Origin of the sequence: Citrobacter sp. Cpo100, assembly GCF_030332595.1 — a bacterium.
GTDB lineage: Bacteria > Pseudomonadota > Gammaproteobacteria > Enterobacterales > Enterobacteriaceae > Citrobacter > Citrobacter portucalensis.
In genome coordinates, this window is sequence record NZ_JAOWHM010000026.1 from 58,470 (window position 1) to 84,962 (window position 26,493).

A 26,493-nucleotide genomic window follows, 5' to 3' on the forward strand; every position below is an offset into this window, starting at 1 on the left:
TGATCTGTTTGGGGTGTTAAGGTTATTTGCCCTGTTTACTAAACGTGTTGTCAGACTGGCTTAATCGGCAGGTTTGGCGGTATGCGGCAGGAATTTGGCATCTCACCCACCAGAGCAGATGAGATGCCTTAAGAGGCTGTATTACACTTCCAGGTAGTTCAGGATACCGTCTGCCGCTTTACGACCTTCGGCAATCGCGGTGACTACCAGATCCGAACCGCGCACGATGTCGCCACCGGCGAAGATTTTCGGGTTGCTGGTCTGGAAGGCGTTGTCGCTGCGCTCTGGAGCAATAATGCGGCCCTGAGAATCCAGTTCGACGCTGTGTTTTGCCAGCCACTCCATACTGTGCGGACGGAAGCCAAACGCCAGTACCACCGCATCTGCCGGAACAACGTGTTCGGAACCGGCGACGATCTCCGCACGGCGACGGCCCTTCGCATCCGGTTCACCCATTTCGGTACGCGCCATTTTCACACCGCATACCTTACCGTTGGCGTTCACTTCCACGCCTAAAGGCTGGACGTTGAACTGGAATTCGACGCCTTCTTCACGCGCATTTTTCACTTCGCGTTTGGAACCCGGCATGTTCTCTTCGTCACGACGATAAGCGCAGATGACATGTGCTGCGTTCTGGCGAACCGAGGTCCGCACGCAGTCCATCGCGGTATCGCCACCGCCGAGAACGACGACGCGTTTGCCTTCCATGCTGATGTACGGCTCGTCGCTGCTTTCGCCAAAGCCCATCAACTGTTTGGTATTGGCGATCAGGAACGGCAGGGCATCAAACACACCGGAAGCGTCTTCGTTTTCCAGCCCACCGCGCATCGACTGATAGGTACCTACGCCAAGGAACACGGCGTCATAATCTTTCAGCAGATCGTCAAGCTGTACATCGCGGCCCACTTCCACGTTCAATTTGAACTCAATGCCCATATCGGTGAAGATTTCACGACGGCGGGTCATCACCTCTTTTTCCAGTTTGAAGGCTGGAATACCGAAGGTCAGCAGACCGCCGATTTCCGGGTGGCGGTCAAATACCACCGCCTTCACGCCGTTGCGGGTCAGCACATCAGCACAGGCCAGGCCTGCCGGACCGGCACCGATGATCGCCACGCGCTTGTCGGTTTGACGCACGCCGGTCATATCCGGGCGCCAGCCCATTTCGAATGCTTTATCGTTGATATAGCGCTCGATGTTACCGATAGTCACCGCGCCGAACTCATCGTTCAGCGTACAGGATCCTTCACACAGACGATCCTGTGGGCACACGCGGCCACAGACTTCCGGCAGAGTGTTGGTCTGGTGCGACAGTTCTGCCGCTTCAAAAATACGCCCCTCGTTCGCCAGTTTCAGCCAGTTCGGGATGTAGTTATGCACCGGGCACTTCCACTCGCAGTACGGGTTACCGCAGGACAGGCAGCGGTCTGCCTGTGCTTTGGCCTGGCCTTCGGAAAACGGCTCGTAGATCTCGATAAACTCGATCTTACGGATCTTCAGCGGCTTCTTAGGCGGATCAACGCGCTGCAGGTCGATAAATTGGTATACGTTCTGACTCATTGCTGCTACCCCTTACTGCGCCTGCACACGCAGCTCTGCTGCGCTACGACTACGGTGACCCAACAGTGCTTTCACATCACTGGATTTTGGTTTTACCAGCGCGAATTTCGCCGAGAATGCTGGCCAGTTAGCCAGGATCTCTTCGCCGTGTGAAGAGCCGGTATGCTGTACGTGCTCGGTAATCAAACCGCGCAGGTGTTCCTCGTGGATAGCCAGCGAGTCCACGTTCAGCACTTCTACCAGTTCCGGGTTCACGCGTTTGCGGAACTCACCGTCTTCGTCGAGCACGTAGGCGAATCCGCCCGTCATACCCGCTCCGAAATTGACGCCCGTTTTTCCGAGAATACAGACGATGCCGCCGGTCATATATTCGCAGCCGTTGTCGCCAATACCTTCAACCACGGTGATTGCGCCGGAGTTACGTACTGCAAAGCGCTCACCTGCACGACCCGCGGCAAACAGGCGGCCACCGGTGGCGCCATACAGACAGGTGTTACCAATGATGCTCGCCTCATGGCTACGGAAAGCAGAGCCAACCGGAGGACGCACTGCCAGCAGACCGCCCGCCATACCTTTACCGACATAGTCGTTGGCATCACCGGTCAGATACAACTCCACGCCGCCCGCGTTCCACACGCCGAAGCTCTGGCCTGCGGTACCGCTGAAGTGCGCTTTGATTGGGTCAGACGCCAGCCCCTGATCGCCATGCGTTTGCGCGATATAGCCCGACAGCGACGCGCCAACGGAACGGTCGGTGTTGCGGATATCGAACCAGAAGGTTTTACTCTGGCGCTCGTCGACAAACGGTTTCGCTTGCTGTAACAACTGAGCGTTCAGCACGCCGTTATCAAACGGCGGGTTGTTCTCGGTGCAATGCAGCGCTTTACCCGGATGCGGTTCGGCGGTTTCCAGCAGACGAGACAGCTCCAGTTTCTGTTGCTTGGCGGTAAACCCTTCCAGCTCTTTGAGCAGGTCGGTACGACCAATCAGATCCACCAGACGCTTCACACCCAGTTGCGCCATCAGCTCACGGACTTCGCGGGCGATAAATTCAAAGTAGTTAGTCACTTTGAACGGCAGGCCGTGATAGTGATTCTTACGCAGTTTGTCATCCTGAGTCGCCACGCCGGTTGCGCAGTTGTTCAGGTGGCAAATACGCAGGTATTTACAGCCCAGCGCCACCATTGGACCGGTACCGAAGCCGAAGCTTTCCGCACCCAGAATCGCCGCTTTAATGATATCGACACCGGTTTTCAGACCGCCATCAACCTGCAGGCGAATCTTGTGACGCAGACCGTTAGCGACCAGCGCCTGCTGGGTTTCCACCAGACCGAGTTCCCACGGGCAGCCCGCATATTTCACCGAGGAGAGCGGGCTTGCGCCGGTACCGCCATCGTAGCCAGCAATGGTGATCAGATCCGCATAGGCTTTCGCCACGCCTGTGGCGATGGTGCCAACGCCTGGTTCGGAAACCAGCTTCACGGAGATCATCGCTTTCGGGTTGACCTGTTTGAGGTCGAAAATCAGCTGCGCTAAGTCTTCGATAGAGTAAATATCGTGGTGCGGCGGCGGGGAGATCAGCGTCACGCCCGGTACCGAATAGCGCAGTTTGGCGATGTACGGGGTGACTTTATCACCCGGTAACTGACCGCCTTCGCCAGGTTTCGCGCCCTGAGCGACTTTAATCTGGATGACATCGGCGTTGACCAGATACGCCGGGGTTACGCCAAAGCGACCGGAAGCAACCTGCTTAATGCGCGACACTTTATTGGTGCCATAGCGCGCCGGGTCTTCGCCGCCTTCACCGGAGTTCGAGTTGCCGCCGATGCTGTTCATGGCTTCGGCCAGCGCTTCGTGTGCTTCGGGGCTTAATGCGCCGATGGACATAGCTGCGGTATCAAAGCGTTTAAACAGTTCGGTCGCGGGTTCTACTTCGCTAATGCTTACGGCTTCATCGCCAGGCGTTATCGCCAGCAGATCGCGCAGCGTGGCCGCCGGACGCTCATTGACCAGCTTGGCATATTCCTGATAGTCGCTGTACTCGCCGCTTTGTACCGCCTGTTGCAGCGTGCGCACCACGTCCGGGTTGTAGGCATGGTATTCGCCGCCGTGGACGTATTTGAGCAAACCGCCCTGGCTGATAGGTTTACGTGCCAGCCATGCATGTTTGGAGAGGTTCAGCAGATCCTGCTGGAAGTCGCTAAACCCTGCGCCGCTGATGCGGCTGACCACGCCCTGGAAGCACAGCGCCACGACATCATCATGCAGACCAACGGCTTCAAACAGCTTCGAGCAGCGGTAAGAGGCAATGGTCGAGATGCCCATTTTGGACATGATTTTGTACAGACCTTTGTTGATGCCGTTACGGTAGTTCAGCATCACGGTCCGGTAATCTTTGGCAATCGCCTGAGTGTCGATCAGTCGTCCCAGCGTTTCATACGCGAGATACGGATAAATGGCCGTCGCGCCAAAGCCGAGCAGGACAGCAAAATGGTGCGGGTCGCGGGCACTGGCGGTTTCAACGATGATGTTGGCGTCGCAACGCAGACTTTGTTCTACCAGACGCGTTTGCACTGCGCCTACGGCCATCGGTGCCGGAACCGGCAGGCGGTTTTTCGCGATGTTACGGTCAGAGAGCACCAGCAGCACCGTACCGTTACGCACCATCTGTTCCGCCTTATCGCACAATGCCTTGACGGTCTCTTCGAGGGTGGTTTCGGTCACGTCGAAGGTGATATCGAGACGGTCGGCGCGGTAATGCTCCTCTTTCATGGTGGTGAGCTGGGTGAAATCGGAGTACAGCAGGATCGGCGATTTAAAGCTCAGGCGGTGTGCCTGACCTTCGGCTTCGCAGAAGACGTTCATCTCACGACCGATGCTGGTGGCCAGCGACATAACGTGCGCTTCACGCAGCGGGTCGATCGGCGGGTTAGTCACCTGCGCGAACTGCTGGCGGAAGTAGTCATAAATGATGCGTGGCTGGCTTGAGAGCACCGCAAACGGGGTATCATCACCCATTGAGCCGACCGCTTCCTGACCGTTTTCACCGAGCACGCGGATCACGGAATCCAGCTCTTCGGCGCTGTAGTTAAACTGTTTCTGATAGCTGGCGAGCGTGTCATCGTCCAGTTCGCGGCTGCCGACCTGATCGTCAGCGAGGTCTTCGAACGGCACCAGACAGCGGACGTTCTTCTCCATCCACTCTTTGTACGGATGGCGGCTTTTCAGATCGTCATCGGTTTCGGCGGAGTGCAGAATGCGCCCGCTGCGGGTATCGATAACCATCAGCTCGCCAGGGCCGACGCGACCTTTCTCGACGACTTCATCCGGCTGATAATCCCAGATCCCAACTTCAGAGGCGCAGGTAATCAGCTTGTCTTTGGTGATGACGTAGCGCGCCGGACGCAGGCCGTTACGGTCAAGGTTACAGGCGGCAAAGCGGCCGTCGGACATAACAATGCCCGCCGGGCCATCCCACGGCTCCATGTGCATGGAGTTAAAGTCAAAGAACGCGCGCAGCTCCGGGTCCATATCCGGGTTGTTCTGCCAGGCCGGCGGCACCAGTAAACGCATGGCACGGATAATGTCCATCCCGCCAGCCAGCAGCAGTTCCAGCATGTTATCCATTGAGCTGGAGTCGGAGCCGGTTTCGTTAACGAACGGTGCGGCGTCGTGCAGGTCTGGGATCAGTGGCGTCTGGAATTTATAGGTACGTGCGCGTGCCCACTGGCGGTTGCCGGTGATGGTGTTGATTTCACCGTTATGCGCCAGGTAGCGGAACGGTTGCGCCAGCGGCCAGCGCGGTACGGTATTGGTGGAGAAGCGCTGGTGGAACAGGCAGATGGCCGATTCCAGACGCAGATCCGCCAGGTCCAGGTAAAAGCGCGGCAGATCCGCCGGCATACACAGACCTTTATAGATATTGACCAGGTTCGACAAGCTACAGACGTAGAAGTCTTTATCGTCCTGGAGGCGTTTTTCGATGCGACGGCGCGCGATGAACAGGCGGCGCTCCATATCACGCGGACGCCAGCCCGCAGGGGCGTTGACAAAAATTTGCTCGATACGAGGCAGGGAGGAGAGGGCGATTTCACCGAGAACACCTTCGTTGGTCGGCACGTCGCGCCAGCCGACAATCGACAGGGTCTCCTGCTGTAATTCTTCTTCGATAATGCGACGAGAAGCCGCAGCCAGTTCAGCGTCTTTATTTAAAAAGATCATGCCGACGGCGTAGTTTTTAGCTAAACGCCAGCCGCGCTCTTGCGCCACGATGCGGAAAAAGCGGTCAGGTTTTTGTAACAGCAAACCGCAACCATCGCCGGTTTTACCATCGGCTAGAATTGCGCCACGGTGCTGCATGCGGGCCAGTGCGTGTATGGCGGTACGCACTACCTTGTGGCTAGGTTCGCCTTCTATGTGGGCGATCAGGCCGAAACCACAGTTATCCCTCTCAAGGGATTTATCGTACAACATATCAGTGAACCTCCCCAGGCTCTGCGGGATTCCCATCTGGACCGTTGCGCACGGGCACACCAAGAGCATGGCGACGGGGTTTGCGTGTCATACGCTTACCTCGCATTCGCCCTCTTTATCCTTTTCGCATAGGTCAAACAAGTTTGAGGACTTGCTTCAGAGGGAATCTCAATTACTGCATAAATATGATGAGCAGACTGCTCATCCAGAAAGCTTCCAGCGGATTTCCACGTTATCGGGAATCCACACACAGGTCAAATGGCAATCTTATTTATGCAAAAATGTGCTATAGGGCGATTAACTTTATGAATATGTTGAAATTTAAGGCTTTTTTACATTGATTTAACGCAAGGAGAATGGAGAGCGAAGTGTGATCTGTCTCACTGTCAGAAAGGCTGTATATCCCCCGTCCTCCCTTTGTTTATCGCTATGCTTGGCATTTTATGCTGGTTTTTGGAGTTTTGGCGTCTTAAAGATACTGTTTTTATGCTGAGAGTATAAGAAGATAAAAAAAACAGTCGGATATAAGGAAAAGTAATTTCATTTTGAATGAATGAAATTTCGATTATTTTGATTTGTTATGCAATGAATAAAGGCACGCCAGGGCGATTGATCCAGGTCATCGCCGACTGGGGCAAAAAATGGCAGGCTTTGGCCTCTTTTCAAGGCGCGGTCTACCAGATTATGCAGTTACAGAAATTAGTCAATATGTTTGGTGGGGATCTTTCTCGCCGTTACGGGCAAAAGGTTCATAAACTCACGCTTCACGGCGGCTTTAGCTGTCCAAATCGTGATGGCACCATCGGACGTGGCGGGTGTACTTTCTGCAATGTCGCCTCGTTTGCCGATGAAGCACAGCAGCACCATTCTATTGCCGAGCAGCTTGAGCATCAGGCGCATCTGGTCAATCGCGCGAAACGCTATCTGGCCTATTTCCAGGCCTATACCAGCACCTTTGCTGAAGTGCAGGTGCTGCGTTCGATGTATCAGCAGGCGGTTAGCCAGGCCAGTATCGTCGGGTTATGCGTTGGGACGCGCCCCGACTGCGTGCCGGGTTCGGTACTCGATCTGCTTTGCGAGTATAAAGACCTCGGCTATGAGGTATGGCTGGAGCTCGGTTTGCAAACCGCGCATGACAAAACCCTGCATCGTATTAACCGCGGCCATGATTTTGCCTGCTACCAACGCACTACGCGATTGGCACGCGAGCGTGGGCTGAAAGTGTGCTCGCACCTGATTGTCGGTCTGCCGGGAGAAGGGCAGGCAGAATGCCTGCAAACCATGGAACGTGTAGTGGAGACGGGTGTTGACGGTATTAAGCTGCACCCGCTGCATATTGTGAAAGGCAGTACGATGGCGAAAGCCTGGGAAGCCGGGCGGCTGAACGGAATTGAACTGGACGACTATACGGTTACCGCCGGGGAGATGATCCGTCATACGCCGCCAGAGGTGATTTATCATCGAATTTCCGCCAGCGCGCGCCGCCCAACGCTGTTGGCACCGCTATGGTGTGAAAACCGCTGGACCGGCATGGTCGAACTGGATAAGTACCTTAACAAGTACGGTGTGCAAGGCTCGGCGCTCGGTACGCCATGGGTACAGCCTGAGAACTAACTCTCCGTAGGCCGGATAAGGCAAAGCCGACATCCGGCAATCTGCGCCTGCTTGCCTGATGGCGCTTTGCTTATCAGGCCTACGATGGCCTCTCCGCGGTCATTTCACCGATAACCTCCGCATTTCTTGCACAATCTTCAACGTCACGCTGAGAATTGAGTATTATTGTGCCAAGTTGTCGTGAAGGAACCCTCTATGAAGCAAATCCGTATGCTGGCGCAATATTACGTCGACCTGATGATGAAGTTAGGTCTGGTGCGCTTTTCGCTGCTGTTGGCGCTGGCTCTGGTCGTGTTGGCAATTGTGGTGCAGATGGCTGTCACCATGGTGCTGCATGGCCAGGTAGAAAGCATTGATGTCATCCGTTCTATCTTTTTTGGTCTGTTAATTACCCCCTGGGCCGTCTATTTCTTGTCTGTGGTGGTGGAGCAACTTGAGGAGTCCCGGCAACGCCTGTCACGACTGGTACAAAAGCTGGAAGAGATGCGCGAGCGAGATCTCAAGCTCAATGTGCAGTTGAAAGATAATATTGCCCAGCTCAATCAGGAAATTGTTGAGCGTGAAAAAGCCGAAGCAGAGCGCCAGGAAACATTCGAGCAACTGAAGGTTGAAATCAAAGAGCGCGAAGAGGCGCAGATCCAGCTTGAGCAACAGTCTTCCTTTTTACGCTCTTTCCTTGATGCCTCGCCGGATCTGGTTTTTTATCGCAATGAAGATAAGGAGTTTTCCGGCTGTAACCGTGCCATGGAGCTGCTGACCGGCAAAAGCGAAAAGCAGCTGGTGAACTTAAAACCGGCTGACGTTTACTCTCCTGAAGCGGCTGAAAAGGTGATTGAGACCGACGAGAAGGTGTTCCGTCATAATGTTTCGCTCACCTACGAACAGTGGCTGGACTACCCGGACGGACGCAAAGCCTGCTTTGAAATTCGCAAAGTGCCTTACTATGACCGCGTAGGTAAGCGACATGGTCTTATGGGCTTTGGGCGCGATATTACCGAGCGTAAGCGTTATCAGGACGCGCTTGAGCGCGCCAGCCGCGATAAGACCACCTTTATTTCTACCATCAGCCACGAGCTGCGCACCCCGCTTAACGGCATTGTCGGCTTAAGCCGGATCCTGCTGGATACGGATCTGACCGCGGAGCAGGAAAAATACCTGAAAACAATCCACGTCTCTGCTGTGACGCTGGGGAATATTTTCAACGATATTATCGACATGGATAAGATGGAACGACGTAAAGTTCAGCTCGATAACCAGCCAATCGATTTCACCAGCTTTATGGCGGATCTGGAAAACCTCTCTGGCCTACAGGCGCAGCAAAAAGGGCTGCGCTTTGTGCTTGAGCCGACGTTACCGCTGCCGCATAAGGTCATTACCGACGGAACGCGTCTGCGTCAGATCCTGTGGAATCTGATCAGCAACGCCGTGAAGTTTACCCAGCAGGGGCAGGTGACCGTGCGGGCGCGCTATGACCAGGGGAATATGCTGCATTTCGAAGTTGAAGATTCCGGCATCGGCATTCCGCAGGATGAGCAGGATAAAATCTTCGCTATGTATTATCAGGTGAAGGACAGCAACGGCGGTAAACCGGCTACGGGGACAGGGATTGGTTTGGCCGTGTCGAAGCGTCTGGCGAAAAACATGGGCGGTGATATTACGGTTTCCAGCCAGGCAGGAAAAGGGTCCATCTTTACGCTAACCGTGCATGCCCCTGCGGTAGCGGAAGAGATTGAAGATGCTTTTGAAGACGATGAACTGCCGCTGCCAGCCCTGAATGTGCTGCTGGTAGAAGACATTGAGCTGAACGTTATTGTTGCGCGCTCCGTGCTGGAAAAATTAGGCAACAGCGTGGATGTCGCGATGACCGGGAAAGCCGCGCTGGAAATGTTTACGCCGGGTGAATATGACCTGGTGCTGCTGGATATTCAGCTACCGGATATGACCGGTCTGGATATCTCGCGGGAGCTCACGCAAAAATACGCCCGTGAAGATCTGCCACCGCTGGTTGCACTCACCGCCAACGTTCTGAAAGATAAAAAAGAGTATCTGGACGCAGGCATGGACGACGTGCTGAGTAAGCCGCTGTCGGTTCCGGCGCTAACCGCCATGATCAAAAAATACTGGGATACCCGAAACGAAGAGGAGAGCACTGTGACATCTGAAGAAAGCAGTAAATCGCAAGCGCTGTTAGATATTCCTATGTTGGAACAATACCTCGAGCTGGTGGGACCGAAGTTAATTACCGACGGGCTGGCGGTGTTTGAGAAGATGATGCCGGGATATTTGAGCGTGCTGGAGTCCAACCTGACGGCACGGGATAAAAAAGGTGTTGTTGAGGAAGGCCATAAAATTAAAGGCGCAGCAGGTTCAGTGGGGCTGCGTCACCTGCAACAGCTAGGTCAGCAAATCCAGTCGCCGGATCTTCCTGCCTGGGAAGATAACGTTGCTGAATGGATTGAAGAGATGAAGCAGGAGTGGCAGCACGACGTGGCAGTATTAAAAGCCTGGGTGGCGAGTGTGGAAAAAAAATGACCCCGGCTTGACCGGGGTGCGCGAATACTGCGCCAACACCAGGGAAATCGTGGCTGCGCCGTAAATTATTATCATTGTTTACAAGGGCGCAGCCCTAATTTTCAGGCCGCACGCAGTTAAGATAGCAAATCTTAAATAATTTGTTACATGAATCAGTTAAATGTGTGAAGCGTAGCATTTAAATCATAATAACTAATATGTTTCAGCCAGTTGAGAAAGGAGTATTGCGATGAAAAAAGTGGGTGTAGTGCTCAGCGGATGCGGCGTGTATGACGGTGCAGAGATCCATGAAACTGTTCTCACGCTTCTGGCGATTGCCCGCAACGGCGCTCAGGCTGTCTGTTTCGCACCAGATAAACAACAAGCGGATGTGATTAATCATCTGACCGGCGAGCCGATGCTGGAAACTCGCAATGTGCTAATTGAAGCCGCGCGTATCACACGTGGCGATATTCGCCCACTTGCGCAGGCAGTCTCATCGGAACTGGATGCGTTGATCGTGCCGGGTGGGTTTGGTGCGGCCAAAAATCTGAGCAATTTTGCCAGTCAGGGCAGCGAATGCCGGGTTGACAGCGATTTAGCCGCGCTGGCGGTGGCCATGCATCAGGCGGGTAAGCCGTTGGGGTTTATGTGCATTGCGCCTGCCATGTTACCTAAAATTTTTGACTTCCCGCTGCGTCTGACCATCGGCACTGATATCGACACGGCAGAGGTGCTGGAAGAGATGGGCGCTGAGCATGTGCCTTGTCCGGTTGATGACATTGTCGTCGATGAAGACAACAAAATCGTCACCACGCCTGCCTATATGCTGGCGCAGGACATCGCTCAGGCTGCGAGTGGCATCGATAAACTGGTATCGCGTGTGCTGGTGCTGACCGAATGAGAAAAGGAGTAACCGCCTTTCTGCGACGTATTTTTCTGCGGGTGGTGGTTGTCCTCGCCGTATTCTGGGGCGGGGGCATCGCACTTTTCAGCGTGATGCCTGTGCCTTTCTCGGCGGTAATGGTCGAGCGACAGCTGGGCGCATGGCTGTCCGGTGATTTCGGCTATGTGGCGCACTCGGACTGGGTGAGCATGGATGAGATCTCACCGTGGATGGGACTGGCGGTGATTGCTGCAGAGGACCAGAAGTTTCCAGACCACTGGGGGTTTGACGTCACCGCCATAGAGAAAGCGCTGGCGCACAATGAACGCAATGAAAACCGCATTCGCGGGGCGTCGACGTTATCGCAACAGACGGCGAAAAACCTCTTTTTGTGGGATGGACGTAGCTGGGTGCGTAAGGGCCTTGAAGCCGGGCTAACGCTGGGTATGGAAACCGTCTGGAGTAAGAAACGTATTCTGACCGTCTATTTGAATATCGCCGAGTTTGGCGATGGGATATTTGGCGTGGAGGCGGCGGCGCAACGGTATTTTCATAAACCGGCCAGTCGGTTGAGCCTGTCTGAAGCGGCCTTGCTGGCGGCAGTATTGCCCAATCCTTTGCGTTTTAAGGCGAATGCGCCTTCTGGTTATGTGCGTAACCGCCAGGCCTGGATTATGCGCCAAATGCGCCAGTTAGGTGGTGAGTCGTTTATGCGGGAAAATAAGCTGTATTAGCGTAGTTATTGCCGGATGCGGCGTAAACGCCTTATCCGGCCTACTGGCTACGTTCTGTGTACTCGATTAATCTTCATCAAACCCTGAATTAAACAGGGCAATCACTGCGGCCAGGGCTTCTACTTCCTGTGGTCCCGTGGCTTCGACTTCTATCTGACGCCCTTTGGCTGAATCCAGCATCAGCAGAGCGATAACGCTGTTGGCCTCGGCTTCCGTTCCTTCATCATTACGCAGCAAAACTTCTGCTTCGAAACCCTGCATCAATTCAAACAGTTTCATCGCTGGGCGGGCATGCATGCCCAGCTTATTGGTGATTTCAACGGTTTGCTTCACGGTCATGATTTACGTTTTTCCAGCGTACGATGGCGTGACTGCACGTTTTTACCGCGTGAGCGGAAGTAGTCTGCCAGCTGCTCTGCAATATACACCGAACGGTGTTTCCCGCCGGTACAGCCGATGGCTACGGTAAGGTAGCTACGGTTGTTGGTCTCCAGCATGGGTAACCATAGCTCAAGATAGCTGCGAGTCTGGTAGATAAAATTGTGTACTTCTGTGTGCCTGTCGAGGAATGCGGCGACGGGGCGGTCAAGACCGGTCATTGGGCGCAGCTTCGGATCCCAGTGTGGGTTAGGCAGAAAGCGCACGTCAAAGACGTAATCCGCATCAATCGGGATACCGTGTTTGAAACCAAAGGATTCGAATACCATCGTCAATTCACGTTCACGTTTACCCAGCAGTCGGGTACGTAACATTTCCGCCAGTTCGTGTACGGACATTTCGGAGGTATCAACGATCAGGTCAGCGCGAGAGCGCAGTGGCTCCAGCAAATCGCTTTCCTTATCGATAGCGCTTTCCAGAGACAAGTTCTTGCTGGAGAGCGGGTGTAAACGGCGCGTGTCACTGTAGCGACGAATCAGCGTGTTACGGTCTGCATCAAGGAACAGCAGCTGTGGTGAGAAACCCTCGGGCAGATTATTCATTGCCTGCTCGAAAATTTCCGGGGACTCAGGCATGTTGCGCACATCAATGCTGACGGCCGCAGAAATCTGGCGATCGGCCAGTGTACGAGCCAGATCGGGCAACAGCACTACGGGAAGGTTATCCACGCAGTAAAAACCCATATCTTCCAGCGCACGCAGGGCGACAGATTTACCTGACCCTGAACGGCCGCTGACGATCATCAGTACCATGTACTGTTTCTCCTCACAACGACAAAAAAGGATGCCATTGGGTTGTTATGCTTCATCCTGTCCACCTTCGGTGTCCGTGATGATTTGATACAACTCCTGGTCACTCTGCGCGGCGCGCAGACGACGACAGATGGTTTTATCTGCCAGACGTTTTGCGACCAGTGACAACGTATGCAAATGCGTCTTGGTTTGGTCTGCCGGGACCAGCAGGGCGAAAAGCAGATCGACAGGTTGATTATCAATGGCGTCGAAGGCGATGGGTGTTTCGAGTTGAACAAACACACCAACCGCGCGCATCGTGTCTTCTTCCAGCTTTCCGTGCGGGATTGCAATACCATTACCGATGCCGGTACTGCCCATTTTTTCACGCGTCAGAATGGCTTCAAATACCACCTGAGAAGGCAGGCTAAGCTGTTTTGCCGCAAGTTCGCTGATGATTTCCAGTGCGCGTTTCTTGCTTTGGCAGTGAACGCCTGCGCGTGTACATTCCTGGTTAAGAACAGTGCTCAGTTGTAGAGTCGTATCGTTATTTGTCATAATTTCACCTAAGCGCTAACTGTACAAATGGCCCGTTGTGCTACACAACAGGCCGTCCTGCACCCGCTAACTGCCCGGACAAGTTAGTGCTGTTTCAGTTTATCTTTATGTTTTGTTAACTGCCGAGCCAGTTTATCAATTAAACCGTCAATGGCGGCGTACATATCCTGACCTTCCGCGCTGGCATGAATTTCGCCACCGTTCACATGCAGTGTTGCATCCGAGATATGTGTAACCTTCTCCACTTTCAACACAATATAGACCTGATTAATCCGGTCGAAATATTGTTCGAGCTTGGCAAATTTTGTATTCACAAAATCGCGCAGGGCTTCGGTGATTTCGACGTTGTTTCCAGTGATGTTGAGCTGCATAGTGTCTTCCTTATCGGTTGGGTCACACCAGCTGTTTGCGCTGGTTAGACGGCGGAATGGATAAAGACTCTCGGTACTTCGCAACGGTGCGGCGCGCCACCATGATACCCTGTTCTGACAGCATAGAGGTTAACTTGCTGTCACTCAGCGGTTTCGCGGGGTTTTCCGCAGCAATTAATTTCTTCACCAGCGCACGGATAGCTGTGGATGAGGCTTCACCTCCGCCTTCAGTGTTAACGTGACTGGAAAAGAAATACTTCAATTCAAAAATGCCGCGCGGACTGTGCAGATACTTTTGCGTGGTCACACGGGAAATGGTCGATTCGTGCATCTCGACGGCCTGGGCGATATCCGCCAGTACCATCGGTTTCATATACTCTTCGCCTTGCTCAAAGAAGGCTTGCTGTTGCTCCACGATGCAGCGACTGACGCGCAGCAACGTATCATTGCGGCTTTCCAGGCTTTTAATCAGCCACTTCGCATCTTGCAGATTGCTACGAATAAACTGGCTGTCGGCATCGTTACGCGCGCTATTGCACATGGCGGCGTAGTGCTGGTTAATCTGTAAGCGCGGAATGCTGTCGCCGTTGAGTTCGACCACCCAGCGATCGTTATGCTTACGCACCAGCACATCCGGAATGACGTACTCCGGCTCGCCGGTCTGGATCGATTGCCCAGGTCTTGGATCCAGCGACTGAATAAGATTGACGGCTTCTTTCAGCACGTCTTCTTTCAGCCGGGTCACGCGCATCAGGGTGCGGAAGTCATGGTTGGCTAACAGATCGAGGTGATCGCTGATGATCAGACGCGCTTCTTCCAGCCACGGTGTGGCTTTATCAAACTGCGAAAGTTGGATCAGTAAGCAGTCGCGGAGATCTTTGGCGGCCACGCCAACGGGATCAAAGCGCTGAACGCGTTTAAGCACAGCTTCGATTTCGTCCATACCGACGTCGTCATCGCCCATGCTTTCGAGAATATCGTCCAGGGTCACGGTGAGATAACCGGTTTCGTCTACCGCATCCACAATGGATGTCGCAATGGCGCGATCGGTATCCGAGAACGGGGTCAGTTCCACTTGCCACATCAGGTAATCTTGTAGTGATTGCGTGGTCTCACCCTGATACACAGGCAGTTCGTCGTCGATGTAATCTCCGCTGGTGCCCGAAGGCGTCCCGGCGGTGTAAATTTCATCCCAACTGGCGTCAAGCGGCAACTCCTCAGGCATCTCTTTTTGTTCGAGTGCATCTGCGGTGTCGAGGGTTTCGCTGTCCTGTTTTTCCTGGGTATCAATTTCGTCGTGAAGATCGGTTTGCTCGAGCAGTGGGTTACTTTCCAGCGCTTGCTGAAGTTCTTGCTGAAGTTCCAGCGTGGACAGCTGCAACAGACGGATAGCCTGTTGTAGCTGAGGCGTCATCGCCAGTTGTTGGCTAAGCCTGAGTTGCAAACCTTGCTTCATGTTCAGAGTTGTTTTCTCCTGCAGTGACGTGAAGTCTTCTACCCTATCAGAGTCTGAAGTCTTCCCCAAGGTATACGCGCTTAACGTGCTCATCCTGCAGTATTTCTGTTGGCGTGCCGTGCGCGATCAGGTGCCCCTGACTTACGATATAGGCGCGCTCACACACTGCCAGCGTTTCGCGGACGTTATGGTCGGTAATCAGCACGCCAAGGCCGCTGTCGCGCAGGTGTTCGATGATCCGTTTAATATCAATAACAGAAATCGGGTCAACACCGGCAAACGGTTCATCCAACAGGATAAATTTCGGATTAGCGGCCAGTGCGCGGGCGATCTCCACGCGGCGTCGTTCACCACCGGAGAGCGACTGACCTAAGCTGTCGCGCAGGTGCTCGATGTGGAATTCTTCCATCAGCTCGTTAGCGCGATCGTCCCGCTGCTCGCTGGTCAGATCGTCACGAATTTGCAGTACCGCCATCAGGTTATCAAACACGCTCAGGCGACGGAAAATAGACGCTTCCTGCGGTAAGTAGCCGATGCCGCGACGCGCGCGCGCATGCAGAGGCAGCAGACTGATGTCTTCGTCATCAATGATAATGTTGCCCGCATCGCGCGGGACAATGCCGACTACCATGTAAAAGGTTGTTGTCTTGCCTGCACCGTTAGGACCGAGCAGACCGACGATCTCCCCGGAGTTGACGGTCAGACTGACATCTTCAACCACACGACGGCCTTTATAGGCTTTTGCAAGGTTCTTTGCAGTTAATGTTGCCATAACGAATCAGTTACCTTTTTTCTCTGCCGGAGCCTTGTTTTTGTCCTGCAACTGCGACGGAACCAGAACGGTGGTGACGCGTTTGCCTTTATCGCTGAAGGCCTGCATTTTCTGCTCTTTTACCAGATAAGTGATCTTATCGCCCGTGATGTTGCTATCGAGCTGTTCCAGATACGCCTTGCCGGTGAGAACGACAAAGTCTTTCGCCAGTTCATAGTGCATCTGAGAGGCGTGGCCTTTAACCGGTTTACCGTTGTCCTGCATCTGGTAAAACGTCGCTGGATTGCCATAGCCATCAATCACTTCTTTGCCGTCTTCACCGCCAGGACGGGTCACGACGACTTTATCGGCGTTAATTTTGATGGTGCCCTGAGTCACAATCACGTTGCCAGTAAACGTCACCACGTTGCCCTGCATATCCAGGGACTGCTGGTCCGATTCAATGTGAATCGGCTGCTCGGTATCGCCGGTGACGGCAAATGCCGGAATGCTGGCGGCCAGAAGTGAGCTGGCAAGTACAAGATTAAGGCTGAGTTTGTTTGTTTTGGATTTCATATGAGGTTCTAACCTTTTCAATCAGCTCGGCGTTCTTGCTGCGTAAGTTGCCGCGCATCTTCAGTCCGCTGGAGTTAAATGTTGTGCCATACAACGTCACCAGATCATCGGAAGTGACGTCTTGTGTCACCAGGTTAATCTGCGCGTTATCGGTCGTAATTCTGCGTAGTTGAGAGTCAGGCACCAGGGCGTTAACCTCAACATGGCCGTACAGATACAGCATCCGATCGTTGGTCAATTTGGCTTTGTCGGCCTTGATCGTCCAGGTCGGTACTTTATCCTTATCAAACGTGGTTAATACTGGTTGAGTAAACCACGAAACCGCTTGTTCCGAATAATATTCAACGTGTTGTGCGATCAAGTGATAGCTCAGCGCGCCTTCCGGACTATACACGACGGTATCAGTATGTTCGCTCTTATAGGTTGGCTCGTTGTTATTGACGACGACCTGAGTGGTGTCATCTTTGTCTGCCAGATTAATACCAATCATCACAAGGACAGCCAGCGACAGTAGAATGATAACCCAACGTCTGGTTTTGCTCATATCGATTGCCCTTTGGCCTCGTCCAGTTTGCCCTGCGCCAGGAGTAATAAATCGCAGACTTCACGCACAGCGCCACGTCCCCCATCAATGTGGGTGACATAATCAGCTCGCGGGATCAGCAAAGGGTGGGCATCTGCCACCGCGACGCTTAATCCCACTTTAGCCATCACCGGCCAGTCGATCAGGTCATCGCCAACGTAGGCGACATTCTCCGGCGCGATCGCCAGTTTGCTAATGAGATCGCCAAAGGCAACCAGTTTGTCTGACTGTCCCTGATACAGGTGGGTGATCCCCAAAGTGGCACAGCGATCTTCTACAAGTTTAGCCTTTCGTCCGGTAATAATGGCAACCTCAATACCGGAAGTGAGCGCACAGCGAATTCCGTAACCATCACGGACGTTAAAAGCCTTCAGCTCTTCACCGTTGTTGCCCATATAAATCAGACCATCAGACAGTACGCCATCCACATCCAGGATCAGCAAACGGATGTTTTCTGCCCGGGTGATAACGTCTGCGCTGACGGGTCCATAACAGGTCGCAAGCGACGCACCTGCTTTACTCATTTTCGTTATCCTTGAGTTTCTTACACTACACCTGCACGCAGCAGATCATGCATATGTAACACACCGAGTAACTGGTCGCCATCAGCAACCATTACCGAGGTGATATGGCGGGACTGCATTAAGTTCAGGGCATCGACGGCAAGAATACCCGGACGCACGCGAATGCCTCCAGGGGTCATCACATCGGCAATGCCTAACTGGCGTACATCAACGCCCATATCGAAGACACGACGTAAATCGCCATCGGTGAAAATACCGTCAATCTTCATGGCATCATCGCAAATGACGGTCATGCCGAGATTTTTACGCGTGATCTCAATTAAGGCGTCACGCAGGCTGGCGTTTTTGGTCACATGCGGGATCTCGTCGCCCGTATGCATAATATCGTTAACGCGCAGTAAAAGCTTACGGCCCAGTGCGCCACCGGGATGAGACAACGCAAAATCTTCCGCGGTAAAGCCGCGCGCTTTTAATAATGCCACCGCTAGGGCATCGCCCATCACCAGTGTTGCTGTCGTACTGCTGGTCGGTGCCAGACCTAACGGACAAGCTTCCTTGGGCACTTTAACACACAGATGCACATCTGCCGCACGCGCCATACTGCTTTCAGGACGACCGGTCATGCAGATAAGCGGTACATGAAGACGTTTTAATACCGGGATCAGCGCCGCTATCTCATTGGATTCACCGGAGTTAGAGATGGCGATGACCACATCCTGCGGCGAGACCATACCCAGATCGCCATGTGCGGCTTCGCCTGGGTGTACAAAAAATGAGGGGGTGCCGGTGCTGGCAAATGTGGCTGCCATTTTCCGCCCGATATGGCCGGATTTCCCCATTCCCATCACCACCACTTTGCCCGGGCAACTGAATATTTTCTCGCATGCGAGGGTAAAATTTTGGTTGATGTACTGATCAAGCTCCGCCAGGCCTTCACGTTCAATTGCCAGGACTTCCTTGCCTGCTTGCTGAAAGTCAAAACCCGGTTGCAACTCTAAGTGCGACATAATGCGTTTCCAGTTATCCAACGAGAAGTGGCGATAACCAATACAGCATCGCCAGCCATATGATAAAACCGCCGGTCAGCAGCGCACCTGCGCCGCGACCAATCTGGCGCGGACGTCGCCAGCAGAGTAGTGCAAAAATCACGCTCACCAGCAGCATGACGCTATAGTCACGGGTGAAGGCCATCGGATTGACTTCACCCGGCGTAATCAGCGCCGGTAGCCCGAGGACGATAACGATATTAAAAATGTTTGCGCCGATAATGTTACCGACGGCAATATCGTTTTCACCTTTACGCAGACCCGCAATCGCTGTTGCCAGCTCCGGCAGGCTGGTACCAATGGCGACCACTGTCAGCCCGATAGTAAGTTCGCTCATGGCGAAATAGTTCGCCAGCACGGTAGCGTTATCCACCACCATACGTGTTGCCATTGGCATAATAATCAGCGCAATGCCCAGCCACAAAAACGCGACAGGTAACCCGCCTTCGCGCGGCAGCTCAGCTATCTGCTCACGCGTCAGGCTGTCATTGCCTTGTCGCTCGGCCAGACGGGCGATTTTAACAATGAATAGCAGCCATAGCACGGCCAGAAGCAGAAGAAAGAAACCGTCGCTGCGGCTTAACTGTCCGTCATACAGGACGGATGCAGCTAAAATACTTACCAGCAACATTAGCGGTAATTCACGACGCAGAACATCAGAATGCACGGTAAAAGGATGAATCAGCGCCGACAGGCCTAAAATAAGCAGAATGTTGGTGATGTTAGAACCTATGGCGGTCCCGACAGCCAGATCGAGTTGCCCATTCATCGATGCGGCAACGGAGACAATTATCTCGGGTAATGACGTACCCATGCTGACCACGGTCATTCCGATGATAATGGGAGGAATACCGAAGTTTCGACATAAAATGGATGCAGCAAATACCAGACGGTCGGCACCGTAGACCACCAGAAGTAAACCAATTATTAACAGCGCCGTCGCTAAAAGCATCTAAAGTCCTTTCTTCAGGTATACTCGCCGGTCCACTTGAAGGATCTTCTGGAAGCCGTAACGAAGTCTTAATTTTGACTTTATGCGGCTAAAAAGTAAAACAAATGCCAGCTTTCGCTAACCAGGACAGGCAATAATCTGTAAATATGTTGAGTTCATGGCTAAATTGAGCGCCAAACTCTTCGATCAACGAGGCAATAGTAAAGGATGAATCAATGGGGCAGTCTGTGGCGAATCTAGTCGATATGCGCGATGTCAGCTTTTCCCGGGGTGACCGCTGCATCTTTGATAATATTTCCCTGACGGTACCGCGCGGTAAGGTGACGGCGATCATGGGGCCATCAGGCATCGGCAAAACGACGCTGTTGCGTCTGATTGGCGGACAGATCCCCCCGGATAAGGGCGAGATCCTGTTTGACGGTGAGAACGTCCCGGCCATGTCCCGTTCGCGTTTATTTACCGTGCGTAAGCGCATGAGTATGCTGTTTCAGTCTGGTGCGCTGTTTACCGACATGAACGTGTTTGACAACGTCGCGTACCCTCTGCGCGAGCATACGACGTTGCCAGCGCCGTTGCTGAAGAGCACGGTGATGATGAAGCTCGAGGCCGTCGGCCTGCGGGGTGCGGCCAAATTAATGCCTTCTGAATTATCCGGTGGGATGGCGCGTCGCGCCGCGTTAGCACGTGCTATCGCGCTGGAGCCAGACCTCATCATGTTTGATGAGCCGTTCGTCGGCCAGGATCCCATCACCATGGGCGTTCTGGTGAAGCTGATTTCAGAACTGAACAGCGCGCTGGGCGTCACCTGTGTGGTGGTATCCCATGATGTGCCTGAGGTACTGAGTATTGCGGATTACGCCTATATAATGGCGGACAAAAAAATAGTGGCCTACGGTAGTGCTCAGGCACTACAAGAAAATGCCGATCCGCGCGTACGCCAGTTCCTGGACGGCATTGCCGATGGACCGGTTCCGTTCCGTTACCCGGCGGGCGACTACCACATCGATTTACTCAAAACAGGGAGTTAAGCCACCCATGTTGTTAAATGCGCTGGCATCACTCGGACATCGGGGAATAAAAACCCTCAGGACGTTCGGGCGAGCCGGATTAATGTTGTTCAATGCGGTTGTCGGCAAGCCGGAGTTTCGCAAACATGCGCCGCTGCTGATCCGCCAGCTCTATAATGTCGGTGTCTTATCGATGCTGATCATTATTGTTTCTGGCGTGTTCATCGGTATGGTGCTGGGGTTGCAGGGATACCTGGTGCTGACCACCTACAGCGCGGAAACCAGCCTCGGTATGCTGGTGGCACTGTCATTGTTACGTGAGTTGGGACCGGTTGTTGCGGCGCTGCTGTTTGCCGGGCGGGCCGGGTCGGCCTTAACCGCAGAAATTGGCCTGATGCGGGCGACCGAACAGCTTTCCAGTCTGGAGATGATGGCCGTCGATCCACTGCGCCGGGTGATTTCCCCACGTTTTTGGGCTGGCGTCATTTCATTGCCGTTGCTGACGATTATTTTTGTCGCAGTGGGTATCTGGGGTGGTTCACTGGTTGGCGTAAGCTGGAAGGGTATTGATGCAGGCTTTTTCTGGTCGGCTATGCAAAATGCCGTCGACTGGCGTCTGGACCTGGTCAACTGTCTGATTAAGAGCGTGGTGTTCGCCATTACGGTCACCTGGATTGCATTGTTCAATGGTTATGATGCGATCCCGACCTCTGCCGGGATTAGCCGGGCAACGACACGCACCGTTGTGCACGCCTCTCTTGCCGTTCTGGGGCTGGATTTTGTGCTGACCGCACTGATGTTTGGGAATTGAGTTCATGCAAACGAAAAAAAATGAAATTTGGGTCGGGTTATTCCTGTTGGTTGCGCTGCTGGCAGCGCTGTTTGTTTGCCTGAAGGCGGCGAACGTTACCTCAATGCGTACTGAGCCGACTTACACGATTTATGCGACCTTTGATAATATCGGCGGCCTGAGAGAGCGTTCTCCGGTGCGGATTGGCGGGGTGGTAGTTGGACGCGTATCGGACATCTCGTTAGATCCGAAAACGTACCTGCCGCGCGTGACGCTGGAAATCGAATCGCGTTTTAACCATATTCCTGACACCAGTTCTCTGAGCATCCGTACTTCCGGTCTGCTGGGCGAACAGTATCTGGCATTGAATGTGGGTTTTGAAGATCCTGAGCTGGGAACGTCTATCCTCAAAGATGGCGGTACGATTCAGGACACGAAATCCGCGATGGTGCTGGAAGATATGATTGGTCAGTTCCTTTACAACAGCAACAGTAAAGGTGATGACAATAAGAATTCTGGCGATGCGCCAGCCGCAACTGACGGCAATAATGAAGCCACTACGCCTGCGGGCGCAACGAAATAATCTCAGGAGAATCGACGTATGTTTAAACGATTGATGATGGTGGCTATGCTGGTGATTGCCCCGCTTAGCGCAGCAACTGCAGCCGACCAAACGAACCCGTACAAACAGATGAATGAGGCGGCGCAGAAGACATTTGACCGTCTGAAGAATGAACAACCTAAAATCCGCGCAAACCCGGATTACCTGCGTCAGGTTGTCGATCAGGAACTATTGCCATACGTGCAGGTTAAATATGCGGGTGCGCTGGTACTGGGGCGCTACTACAAAGATGCGACCCCTGCTCAGCGTGAAGCCTATTTTGCCGCATTCCGTGAATATCTGAAGCAGGCCTACGGCCAGGCTCTGGCGATGTACCATGGCCAGACTTATGAAATTGCACCAGAGCAACCGCTGGGTGATGCGACCATCGTGCCTATCCGCGTAACCATCATCGATCCAAACGGTCGTCCTCCGGTACGTTTGGATTTCCAGTGGCGTAAAAACTCCCAGACCGGTAACTGGCAGGCTTATGACATGATTGCTGAAGGCGTAAGTATGATCACCACCAAACAAAATGAGTGGAGCGACCTGCTGCGTACCAAAGGTATTGATGGCCTGACGGCGCAGCTGAAATCTATTGCTCAGCAGAAAATCACGCTGGAAGAGAAAAAATAATGACGCAGTCACTCACCTGGTCGCGTGAAGGTGACAAGCTGGTGCTGGTGGGGGAGCTGGATCAGGACGTGTTAAACCCATTATGGGATGCGCGAATTGAGGCGATGAAAGGGGTGTCCTGCATCGACCTGAACCAGGTATCCCGGGTAGATACCGGCGGTCTGGCGTTACTGTTGCATCTGATTAATCAGGGCAAGCAGCAGGGAAACAGCGTTTCACTCACTGGTGTTAACGATAAAGTGTACACGCTGGCGCAGCTTTACAATCTGCCTGACGACGTCCTTCCGCGTTAATTTTTCCAGGCCGGATAAGGTCTTGTGCCGCTATCCGGCAAAACCCCTGAGGGGGATCTGCCACTAAAGCCTTGTCTGATTTATCAGCGAGGCTTTTTGCTTATTTATGACAGCGCCACTTTGCTCTAAGATGTTGGGCTGTTTTCACTATCTGACGAATGAAGAGCCCATGGAAAATAATGAAATTCAGAGCGTGCTGATGAATGCACTCTCCCTCCAGGAAGTCCACGTTTCTGGCGACGGCAGTCACTTTCAGGTTATTGCCGTGGGTGAGATGTTTGAAGGCATGAGCCGGGTCAAGAAGCAGCAATCGGTCTATGGCCCGTTGATGGAGTACATTGCGGACAACCGCATTCATGCCGTGTCGATTAAGGCGTTTACCCCAGCGGAATGGGCGCGCGATCGCAAACTTAACGGTTTTTGAGCTACGGGTGATGTGCCGGTAGCGAAGATAAATTCTTAACAGAGAACAGAATAATGGATAAATTTCGTGTTCAGGGGCCAACTAAGCTCCAGGGCGAAGTCACAATTTCAGGCGCTAAAAACGCCGCACTGCCGATCCTGTTTGCGGCGCTGCTGGCTGAAGAACCTGTAGAGATCCAAAACGTCCCGAAACTGAAGGACGTTGACACATCAATGAAGCTGCTGAGCCAACTGGGTGCGAAAGTTGAGCGTAATGGTTCTGTGCACATCGATGCGCGTGATGTGAACGTCTTCTGTGCGCCGTACGATTTGGTGAAAACCATGCGTGCATCCATTTGGGCGCTCGGGCCGCTGGTTGCCCGCTTTGGTCAGGGCCAGGTTTCACTGCCGGGTGGCTGTACCATCGGTGCACGTCCGGTTGACCTGCACATTACCGGCCTGGAGCAGTTAGGCGCGACAATTAAGCTGGAAGAAGGCTATGTGAAGGCGTCCGTTGAGGGCCGTCTGAAAGGCGCGCATATCGTCATGGACAAAGTGAGCGTCGGCGCGACGGTCACCATCATGTGCGCAGCAACGCTTGCCGAAGGCACCACTATCATCGAAAACGCTGCGCGCGAGCCGGAGATTGTGGATACCGCGAACTTCCTGATTGCGCTGGGCGCGAAGATCACTGGTCAGGGCACCGATCGTATTACCATCGAAGGCGTTGAGCGTCTTGGCGGTGGTGTTTATCGCGTTCTGCCAGATCGTATCGAAACCGGTACCTTCCTGGTGGCGGCGGCAATTTCTCGCGGCAAGATTATCTGCCGTAATGCACAGCCGGACACGCTGGATGCCGTTCTGGCGAAGCTGCGTGATGCGGGTGCGGATATTGAAGTGGGTGATGATTGGATCAGCCTTGATATGCACGGTAAACGTCCGAAAGCGGTCAATGTGCGTACTGCACCGCATCCGGCGTTCCCTACCGACATGCAGGCCCAGTTTACATTGCTGAACCTGGTGGCAGAAGGGACCGGCTTCATCACGGAAACCGTGTTTGAGAACCGCTTTATGCACGTGCCTGAGCTGAGCCGTATGGGCGCTCACGCAGAAATCGAAAGCAATACCGTGATTTGCCACGGCGTGGAAACGCTCTCTGGCGCACAGGTTATGGCGACCGATCTGCGCGCATCTGCAAGCCTGGTGCTGGCAGGGTGTATTGCTGAAGGTACGACGGTAGTCGACCGTATTTATCACATCGATCGCGGCTATGAGCGCATCGAAGATAAACTGCGTGCGCTGGGCGCAAACATTGAGCGCGTGAAAGGCGAGTAATCGTCAACGTCTCTTGTAACCCCCAGTTCAGTTGGCCGGGGGTTATAGCTCAATGTTCATTCCGGATTCTTTTTCTCTCTGCGACTCCTCATCATCCGCGTTCTGTCGATGAACTCATGCGTTTTGGCATCGTGATAGCGTGACGGCCAAATCACCCAGGGGTCAGTTCCCAGTGCCCGGGCGATAATCAACTCACCTTTTGGCCATGGTCTCGTTAACGCATTGGCCAGCGTTGATGAACTCAATCCATTTTTACGTGATTCAGCGGCCATTGAGGTCCCTTTCTTGCGCAGTCCGGCGATGATGTCGGCCGGATGCCAGTCAATCAGCTTGCTTTCCATCAATTCATCTCTCCTTTGGTTAACGGCTTACGGTTTCACGATCGGTTGTGCCGACACTATAACGCCCGAAGAACGAATGTTCTAAAATGTTCATGTAAGGTGTGTGTATATTCAGAATATGCCAAGGTTCTGCGTGATTATCTGGAAGGGGAAAATGATTATTGGAACTTATAAGAAAATCCCGTGCAGGGCACGGGATGAGGGAAGATGCTGTAGGGAATTAACGGTCGCGCTGCACGGCGATATGTGCCAGACCAATCAGCGCTTCTCTCCACGGCGTATCGGGCAGCACCTGAAGCGCAGCGATGGCTTTATCAGCCTCTTCTTCTGCCCGCTGACGGGTCCATTCCAGAGAACCACAGGCGTTCATCGCTTCCAGAACCGGCTCCAGAAGGTGACGACCATTACCTTGCTCAATGGCCTGGCGAATCATTAGCGCTTGTTCTGGGGTGCCGTGGCGCATGGCATGCAACAGTGGCAGCGTTGGTTTACCCTCGTTGAGGTCATCACCGACGTTTTTACCCAGTTGCTCGCCATCTGCGCTGTAATCCAGCAAATCGTCAATTAACTGGAAAGCGGTACCGAGATAACGGCCATAATCCTGCAACCCTTTTTCTTGTTCTTCGCTACAGCCAGCCAGAATACCTGAACATTGGGCTGCCGCTTCAAACAAACGCGCGGTCTTACTGTAGATGACGCGCATATAGTTTTCTTCGGTGATGTCCGGGTCGTTGACGTTCATCAACTGCAAGACTTCGCCTTCAGCAATGACGTTGACTGCTTTCGACATGACTTCCAGCACTTTCAACGAGCCAAGGCTGGTCATCATCTGAAATGCACGGGTATAGATAAAATCGCCAACCAGCACGCTGGCCGCATTACCAAACGCCGCATTTGCTGTGGCTTTCCCACGGCGCATGTCTGACTCATCCACAACATCGTCGTGCAGTAGGGTCGCTGTGTGGATAAACTCGATGAGGGCCGCAATCGTAACGTGCGCATTTTCCTGGTAGCCAACGGCCCGCGCGGCGAGGACGGCGATCATTGGGCGAATGCGTTTTCCGCCGCCGCTAACGATGTAGTACCCCAGTTGATTGATCAACTGAACGTCGGAATTGAGCTGTTCAAGGATTGTCGCATTGACCCCCGCCATATCTTGCGCGGTTAACTCATTGATTTTTTCTAAATTCATCGCAAAAGCCGGGCTTCTCGCCCCGATTACCTTACTGTGTGGGAAGGTAACGTCGGGTTTAGGGTTATAAATATATGCTGATTGTACTGAAAAAACGCCGTAGATAAACGTTACCGTACGTGTTGTGTTTTT

General features: G+C 53.4%; 26 protein-coding genes. 11 read left to right on the top strand and 15 right to left on the bottom strand.

Annotation, left to right across the window (positions count from 1 at the left end; all coding sequences use genetic code 11):
- Positions 1–141 precede the first annotated feature (141 nt).
- Positions 142–1,560, bottom strand: a complete 1,419-nt coding sequence (locus OGX96_RS03770) for a glutamate synthase small subunit (protein WP_032945128.1) — start codon at positions 1,558–1,560, stop codon at positions 142–144.
- Positions 1,561–1,572: 12 nt separating this feature from the next.
- On the bottom strand, positions 1,573–6,033 hold the full coding sequence (gene gltB, locus OGX96_RS03775) for a glutamate synthase large subunit (RefSeq protein WP_286582285.1): 4,461 nt from the start codon (positions 6,031–6,033) through the stop codon (positions 1,573–1,575).
- Between the two features lie 684 nt (positions 6,034–6,717).
- On the opposite strand from gltB, the gene mnmL reads away from it, so the two are divergent.
- From mnmL to mtgA, 4 genes are all read left to right on the top strand, one after another.
- Positions 6,718–7,647, top strand: coding sequence for a tRNA modification radical SAM protein MnmL/YtqA (mnmL, locus tag OGX96_RS03780; protein WP_198801875.1), 930 nt, complete (start codon positions 6,718–6,720; stop codon positions 7,645–7,647).
- Between the two features lie 195 nt (positions 7,648–7,842).
- Entirely contained in the window at positions 7,843–10,179 is a 2,337-nt protein-coding gene (arcB, locus tag OGX96_RS03785) for an aerobic respiration two-component sensor histidine kinase ArcB (RefSeq protein WP_003828775.1), read from the top strand.
- 229 nt (positions 10,180–10,408) lie between these two features.
- Positions 10,409–11,062: an isoprenoid biosynthesis glyoxalase ElbB gene (elbB, locus tag OGX96_RS03790; RefSeq protein WP_003828774.1), complete on the top strand. Its 654-nt coding sequence runs from the start codon at positions 10,409–10,411 to the stop codon at positions 11,060–11,062.
- A complete protein-coding gene (mtgA, locus tag OGX96_RS03795) occupies positions 11,059–11,778 on the top strand; it encodes a monofunctional biosynthetic peptidoglycan transglycosylase (protein ID WP_003828772.1) in 720 nt (239 codons plus the stop codon). The genes elbB and mtgA overlap by 4 nt, the downstream gene beginning before the upstream one ends.
- A gap of 66 nt (positions 11,779–11,844) precedes the next feature.
- Here mtgA and npr read toward each other — a convergent pair whose 3' ends face one another.
- The 11 genes from npr to OGX96_RS03850 form a co-directional block, all read right to left on the bottom strand.
- Positions 11,845–12,117 (bottom strand): PTS phosphocarrier protein NPr, encoded by a 273-nt coding sequence (npr, locus tag OGX96_RS03800; protein WP_003828770.1) that lies wholly within the window; start codon positions 12,115–12,117, stop codon positions 11,845–11,847.
- Complete coding sequence (gene rapZ / locus OGX96_RS03805; protein WP_003025085.1) at positions 12,114–12,968, bottom strand: RNase adapter RapZ; 855 nt, start codon at positions 12,966–12,968, stop codon at positions 12,114–12,116. Before rapZ ends, npr begins: the two co-directional genes overlap by 4 nt.
- A gap of 45 nt (positions 12,969–13,013) precedes the next feature.
- Positions 13,014–13,505, bottom strand: coding sequence for a PTS IIA-like nitrogen regulatory protein PtsN (gene ptsN / locus OGX96_RS03810; RefSeq protein ID WP_003025083.1), 492 nt, complete (start codon positions 13,503–13,505; stop codon positions 13,014–13,016).
- 83 nt (positions 13,506–13,588) lie between these two features.
- Entirely contained in the window at positions 13,589–13,876 is a 288-nt protein-coding gene (gene hpf, locus OGX96_RS03815; RefSeq protein WP_003025078.1) for a ribosome hibernation promoting factor, read from the bottom strand.
- Between the two features lie 22 nt (positions 13,877–13,898).
- Positions 13,899–15,332, bottom strand: a complete 1,434-nt coding sequence (rpoN, locus tag OGX96_RS03820) for an RNA polymerase factor sigma-54 (RefSeq protein ID WP_008785934.1) — start codon at positions 15,330–15,332, stop codon at positions 13,899–13,901.
- 46 nt (positions 15,333–15,378) lie between these two features.
- On the bottom strand, positions 15,379–16,104 hold the full coding sequence (gene lptB / locus OGX96_RS03825) for an LPS export ABC transporter ATP-binding protein (protein ID WP_198801732.1): 726 nt from the start codon (positions 16,102–16,104) through the stop codon (positions 15,379–15,381).
- Positions 16,105–16,110: 6 nt separating this feature from the next.
- A complete protein-coding gene (gene lptA / locus OGX96_RS03830) occupies positions 16,111–16,659 on the bottom strand; it encodes a lipopolysaccharide ABC transporter substrate-binding protein LptA (RefSeq protein ID WP_003828759.1) in 549 nt (182 codons plus the stop codon).
- Entirely contained in the window at positions 16,628–17,203 is a 576-nt protein-coding gene (lptC, locus tag OGX96_RS03835; protein ID WP_008785932.1) for an LPS export ABC transporter periplasmic protein LptC, read from the bottom strand. The genes lptA and lptC overlap by 32 nt, the downstream gene beginning before the upstream one ends.
- Positions 17,200–17,766: a 3-deoxy-manno-octulosonate-8-phosphatase KdsC gene (gene kdsC, locus OGX96_RS03840; RefSeq protein WP_057067622.1), complete on the bottom strand. Its 567-nt coding sequence runs from the start codon at positions 17,764–17,766 to the stop codon at positions 17,200–17,202. Before kdsC ends, lptC begins: the two co-directional genes overlap by 4 nt.
- A 20-nt stretch (positions 17,767–17,786) precedes the next feature.
- A complete protein-coding gene (gene kdsD / locus OGX96_RS03845) occupies positions 17,787–18,773 on the bottom strand; it encodes an arabinose-5-phosphate isomerase KdsD (RefSeq protein WP_003025063.1) in 987 nt (328 codons plus the stop codon).
- A 13-nt stretch (positions 18,774–18,786) separates the two neighbouring features.
- The gene (locus tag OGX96_RS03850) at positions 18,787–19,764 is read right to left on the bottom strand and encodes a calcium/sodium antiporter (protein ID WP_003828751.1); all 978 of its coding nucleotides are present in this window, start codon (positions 19,762–19,764) and stop codon (positions 18,787–18,789) included.
- 215 nt (positions 19,765–19,979) lie between these two features.
- Here OGX96_RS03850 and mlaF point away from each other — a divergent pair, with 215 nt between their 5' ends.
- The 7 genes from mlaF to murA all read left to right on the top strand — a co-directional run bounded on the left by mlaF (position 19,980) and on the right by murA (position 24,828).
- A complete protein-coding gene (gene mlaF / locus OGX96_RS03855) occupies positions 19,980–20,792 on the top strand; it encodes a phospholipid ABC transporter ATP-binding protein MlaF (protein WP_003828749.1) in 813 nt (270 codons plus the stop codon).
- Positions 20,793–20,799: 7 nt separating this feature from the next.
- A complete protein-coding gene (gene mlaE / locus OGX96_RS03860) occupies positions 20,800–21,582 on the top strand; it encodes a lipid asymmetry maintenance ABC transporter permease subunit MlaE (RefSeq protein ID WP_003025053.1) in 783 nt (260 codons plus the stop codon).
- Positions 21,583–21,586: 4 nt separating this feature from the next.
- Entirely contained in the window at positions 21,587–22,144 is a 558-nt protein-coding gene (gene mlaD / locus OGX96_RS03865) for an outer membrane lipid asymmetry maintenance protein MlaD (RefSeq protein WP_003828747.1), read from the top strand.
- Positions 22,145–22,162: 18 nt separating this feature from the next.
- Complete coding sequence (gene mlaC / locus OGX96_RS03870) at positions 22,163–22,798, top strand: phospholipid-binding protein MlaC (protein ID WP_008785928.1); 636 nt, start codon at positions 22,163–22,165, stop codon at positions 22,796–22,798.
- Positions 22,798–23,091 (top strand): lipid asymmetry maintenance protein MlaB, encoded by a 294-nt coding sequence (gene mlaB, locus OGX96_RS03875; RefSeq protein WP_071444702.1) that lies wholly within the window; start codon positions 22,798–22,800, stop codon positions 23,089–23,091. Before mlaC ends, mlaB begins: the two co-directional genes overlap by 1 nt.
- Positions 23,092–23,260: 169 nt before the next feature.
- Entirely contained in the window at positions 23,261–23,515 is a 255-nt protein-coding gene (gene ibaG, locus OGX96_RS03880; RefSeq protein WP_003025040.1) for a BolA family iron metabolism protein IbaG, read from the top strand.
- A gap of 53 nt (positions 23,516–23,568) precedes the next feature.
- Positions 23,569–24,828 (top strand): UDP-N-acetylglucosamine 1-carboxyvinyltransferase, encoded by a 1,260-nt coding sequence (gene murA, locus OGX96_RS03885; RefSeq protein WP_032945112.1) that lies wholly within the window; start codon positions 23,569–23,571, stop codon positions 24,826–24,828.
- 56 nt (positions 24,829–24,884) lie between these two features.
- Here murA and sfsB read toward each other — a convergent pair whose 3' ends face one another.
- The gene (gene sfsB / locus OGX96_RS03890; protein WP_003025035.1) at positions 24,885–25,169 is read right to left on the bottom strand and encodes a DNA-binding transcriptional regulator SfsB; all 285 of its coding nucleotides are present in this window, start codon (positions 25,167–25,169) and stop codon (positions 24,885–24,887) included.
- Positions 25,170–25,389: 220 nt separating this feature from the next.
- On the bottom strand, positions 25,390–26,361 hold the full coding sequence (gene ispB / locus OGX96_RS03895; RefSeq protein ID WP_003839953.1) for an octaprenyl diphosphate synthase: 972 nt from the start codon (positions 26,359–26,361) through the stop codon (positions 25,390–25,392).
- Positions 26,362–26,493: the final 132 nt, after the last annotated feature.

Excerpts from the sequence above, each read along its gene's own strand:
- lptA (WP_003828759.1), bottom strand. The coding sequence starts at position 16,659 with ATGAAATCCAAAACAAACAAACTCAGCCTTAATCTTGTACTTGCCAGC.
- kdsD (WP_003025063.1), bottom strand. The coding sequence starts at position 18,773 with ATGTCGCACTTAGAGTTGCAACCGGGTTTTGACTTTCAGCAAGCAGGC.
- gltB (WP_286582285.1), bottom strand. The coding sequence starts at position 6,033 with ATGTTGTACGATAAATCCCTTGAGAGGGATAACTGTGGTTTCGGCCTG.
- mlaF (WP_003828749.1), top strand. The coding sequence starts at position 19,980 with ATGGGGCAGTCTGTGGCGAATCTAGTCGATATGCGCGATGTCAGCTTT.
- lptB (WP_198801732.1), bottom strand. The coding sequence starts at position 16,104 with ATGGCAACATTAACTGCAAAGAACCTTGCAAAAGCCTATAAAGGCCGT.
- mtgA (WP_003828772.1), top strand. The coding sequence starts at position 11,059 with ATGAGAAAAGGAGTAACCGCCTTTCTGCGACGTATTTTTCTGCGGGTG.
- elbB (WP_003828774.1), top strand. The coding sequence starts at position 10,409 with ATGAAAAAAGTGGGTGTAGTGCTCAGCGGATGCGGCGTGTATGACGGT.
- rapZ (WP_003025085.1), bottom strand. The coding sequence starts at position 12,968 with ATGGTACTGATGATCGTCAGCGGCCGTTCAGGGTCAGGTAAATCTGTC.
- ptsN (WP_003025083.1), bottom strand. The coding sequence starts at position 13,505 with ATGACAAATAACGATACGACTCTACAACTGAGCACTGTTCTTAACCAG.
- kdsC (WP_057067622.1), bottom strand. The coding sequence starts at position 17,766 with ATGAGTAAAGCAGGTGCGTCGCTTGCGACCTGTTATGGACCCGTCAGC.
- OGX96_RS03850 (WP_003828751.1), bottom strand. The coding sequence starts at position 19,764 with ATGCTTTTAGCGACGGCGCTGTTAATAATTGGTTTACTTCTGGTGGTC.
- OGX96_RS03770 (WP_032945128.1), bottom strand. The coding sequence starts at position 1,560 with ATGAGTCAGAACGTATACCAATTTATCGACCTGCAGCGCGTTGATCCG.
- mnmL (WP_198801875.1), top strand. The coding sequence starts at position 6,718 with ATGCAGTTACAGAAATTAGTCAATATGTTTGGTGGGGATCTTTCTCGC.
- lptC (WP_008785932.1), bottom strand. The coding sequence starts at position 17,203 with ATGAGCAAAACCAGACGTTGGGTTATCATTCTACTGTCGCTGGCTGTC.
- npr (WP_003828770.1), bottom strand. The coding sequence starts at position 12,117 with ATGACCGTGAAGCAAACCGTTGAAATCACCAATAAGCTGGGCATGCAT.
- mlaB (WP_071444702.1), top strand. The coding sequence starts at position 22,798 with ATGACGCAGTCACTCACCTGGTCGCGTGAAGGTGACAAGCTGGTGCTG.
- mlaD (WP_003828747.1), top strand. The coding sequence starts at position 21,587 with ATGCAAACGAAAAAAAATGAAATTTGGGTCGGGTTATTCCTGTTGGTT.
- ibaG (WP_003025040.1), top strand. The coding sequence starts at position 23,261 with ATGGAAAATAATGAAATTCAGAGCGTGCTGATGAATGCACTCTCCCTC.
- mlaC (WP_008785928.1), top strand. The coding sequence starts at position 22,163 with ATGTTTAAACGATTGATGATGGTGGCTATGCTGGTGATTGCCCCGCTT.
- mlaE (WP_003025053.1), top strand. The coding sequence starts at position 20,800 with ATGTTGTTAAATGCGCTGGCATCACTCGGACATCGGGGAATAAAAACC.
- murA (WP_032945112.1), top strand. The coding sequence starts at position 23,569 with ATGGATAAATTTCGTGTTCAGGGGCCAACTAAGCTCCAGGGCGAAGTC.
- rpoN (WP_008785934.1), bottom strand. The coding sequence starts at position 15,332 with ATGAAGCAAGGTTTGCAACTCAGGCTTAGCCAACAACTGGCGATGACG.
- hpf (WP_003025078.1), bottom strand. The coding sequence starts at position 13,876 with ATGCAGCTCAACATCACTGGAAACAACGTCGAAATCACCGAAGCCCTG.
- sfsB (WP_003025035.1), bottom strand. The coding sequence starts at position 25,169 with ATGGAAAGCAAGCTGATTGACTGGCATCCGGCCGACATCATCGCCGGA.
- arcB (WP_003828775.1), top strand. The coding sequence starts at position 7,843 with ATGAAGCAAATCCGTATGCTGGCGCAATATTACGTCGACCTGATGATG.
- ispB (WP_003839953.1), bottom strand. The coding sequence starts at position 26,361 with ATGAATTTAGAAAAAATCAATGAGTTAACCGCGCAAGATATGGCGGGG.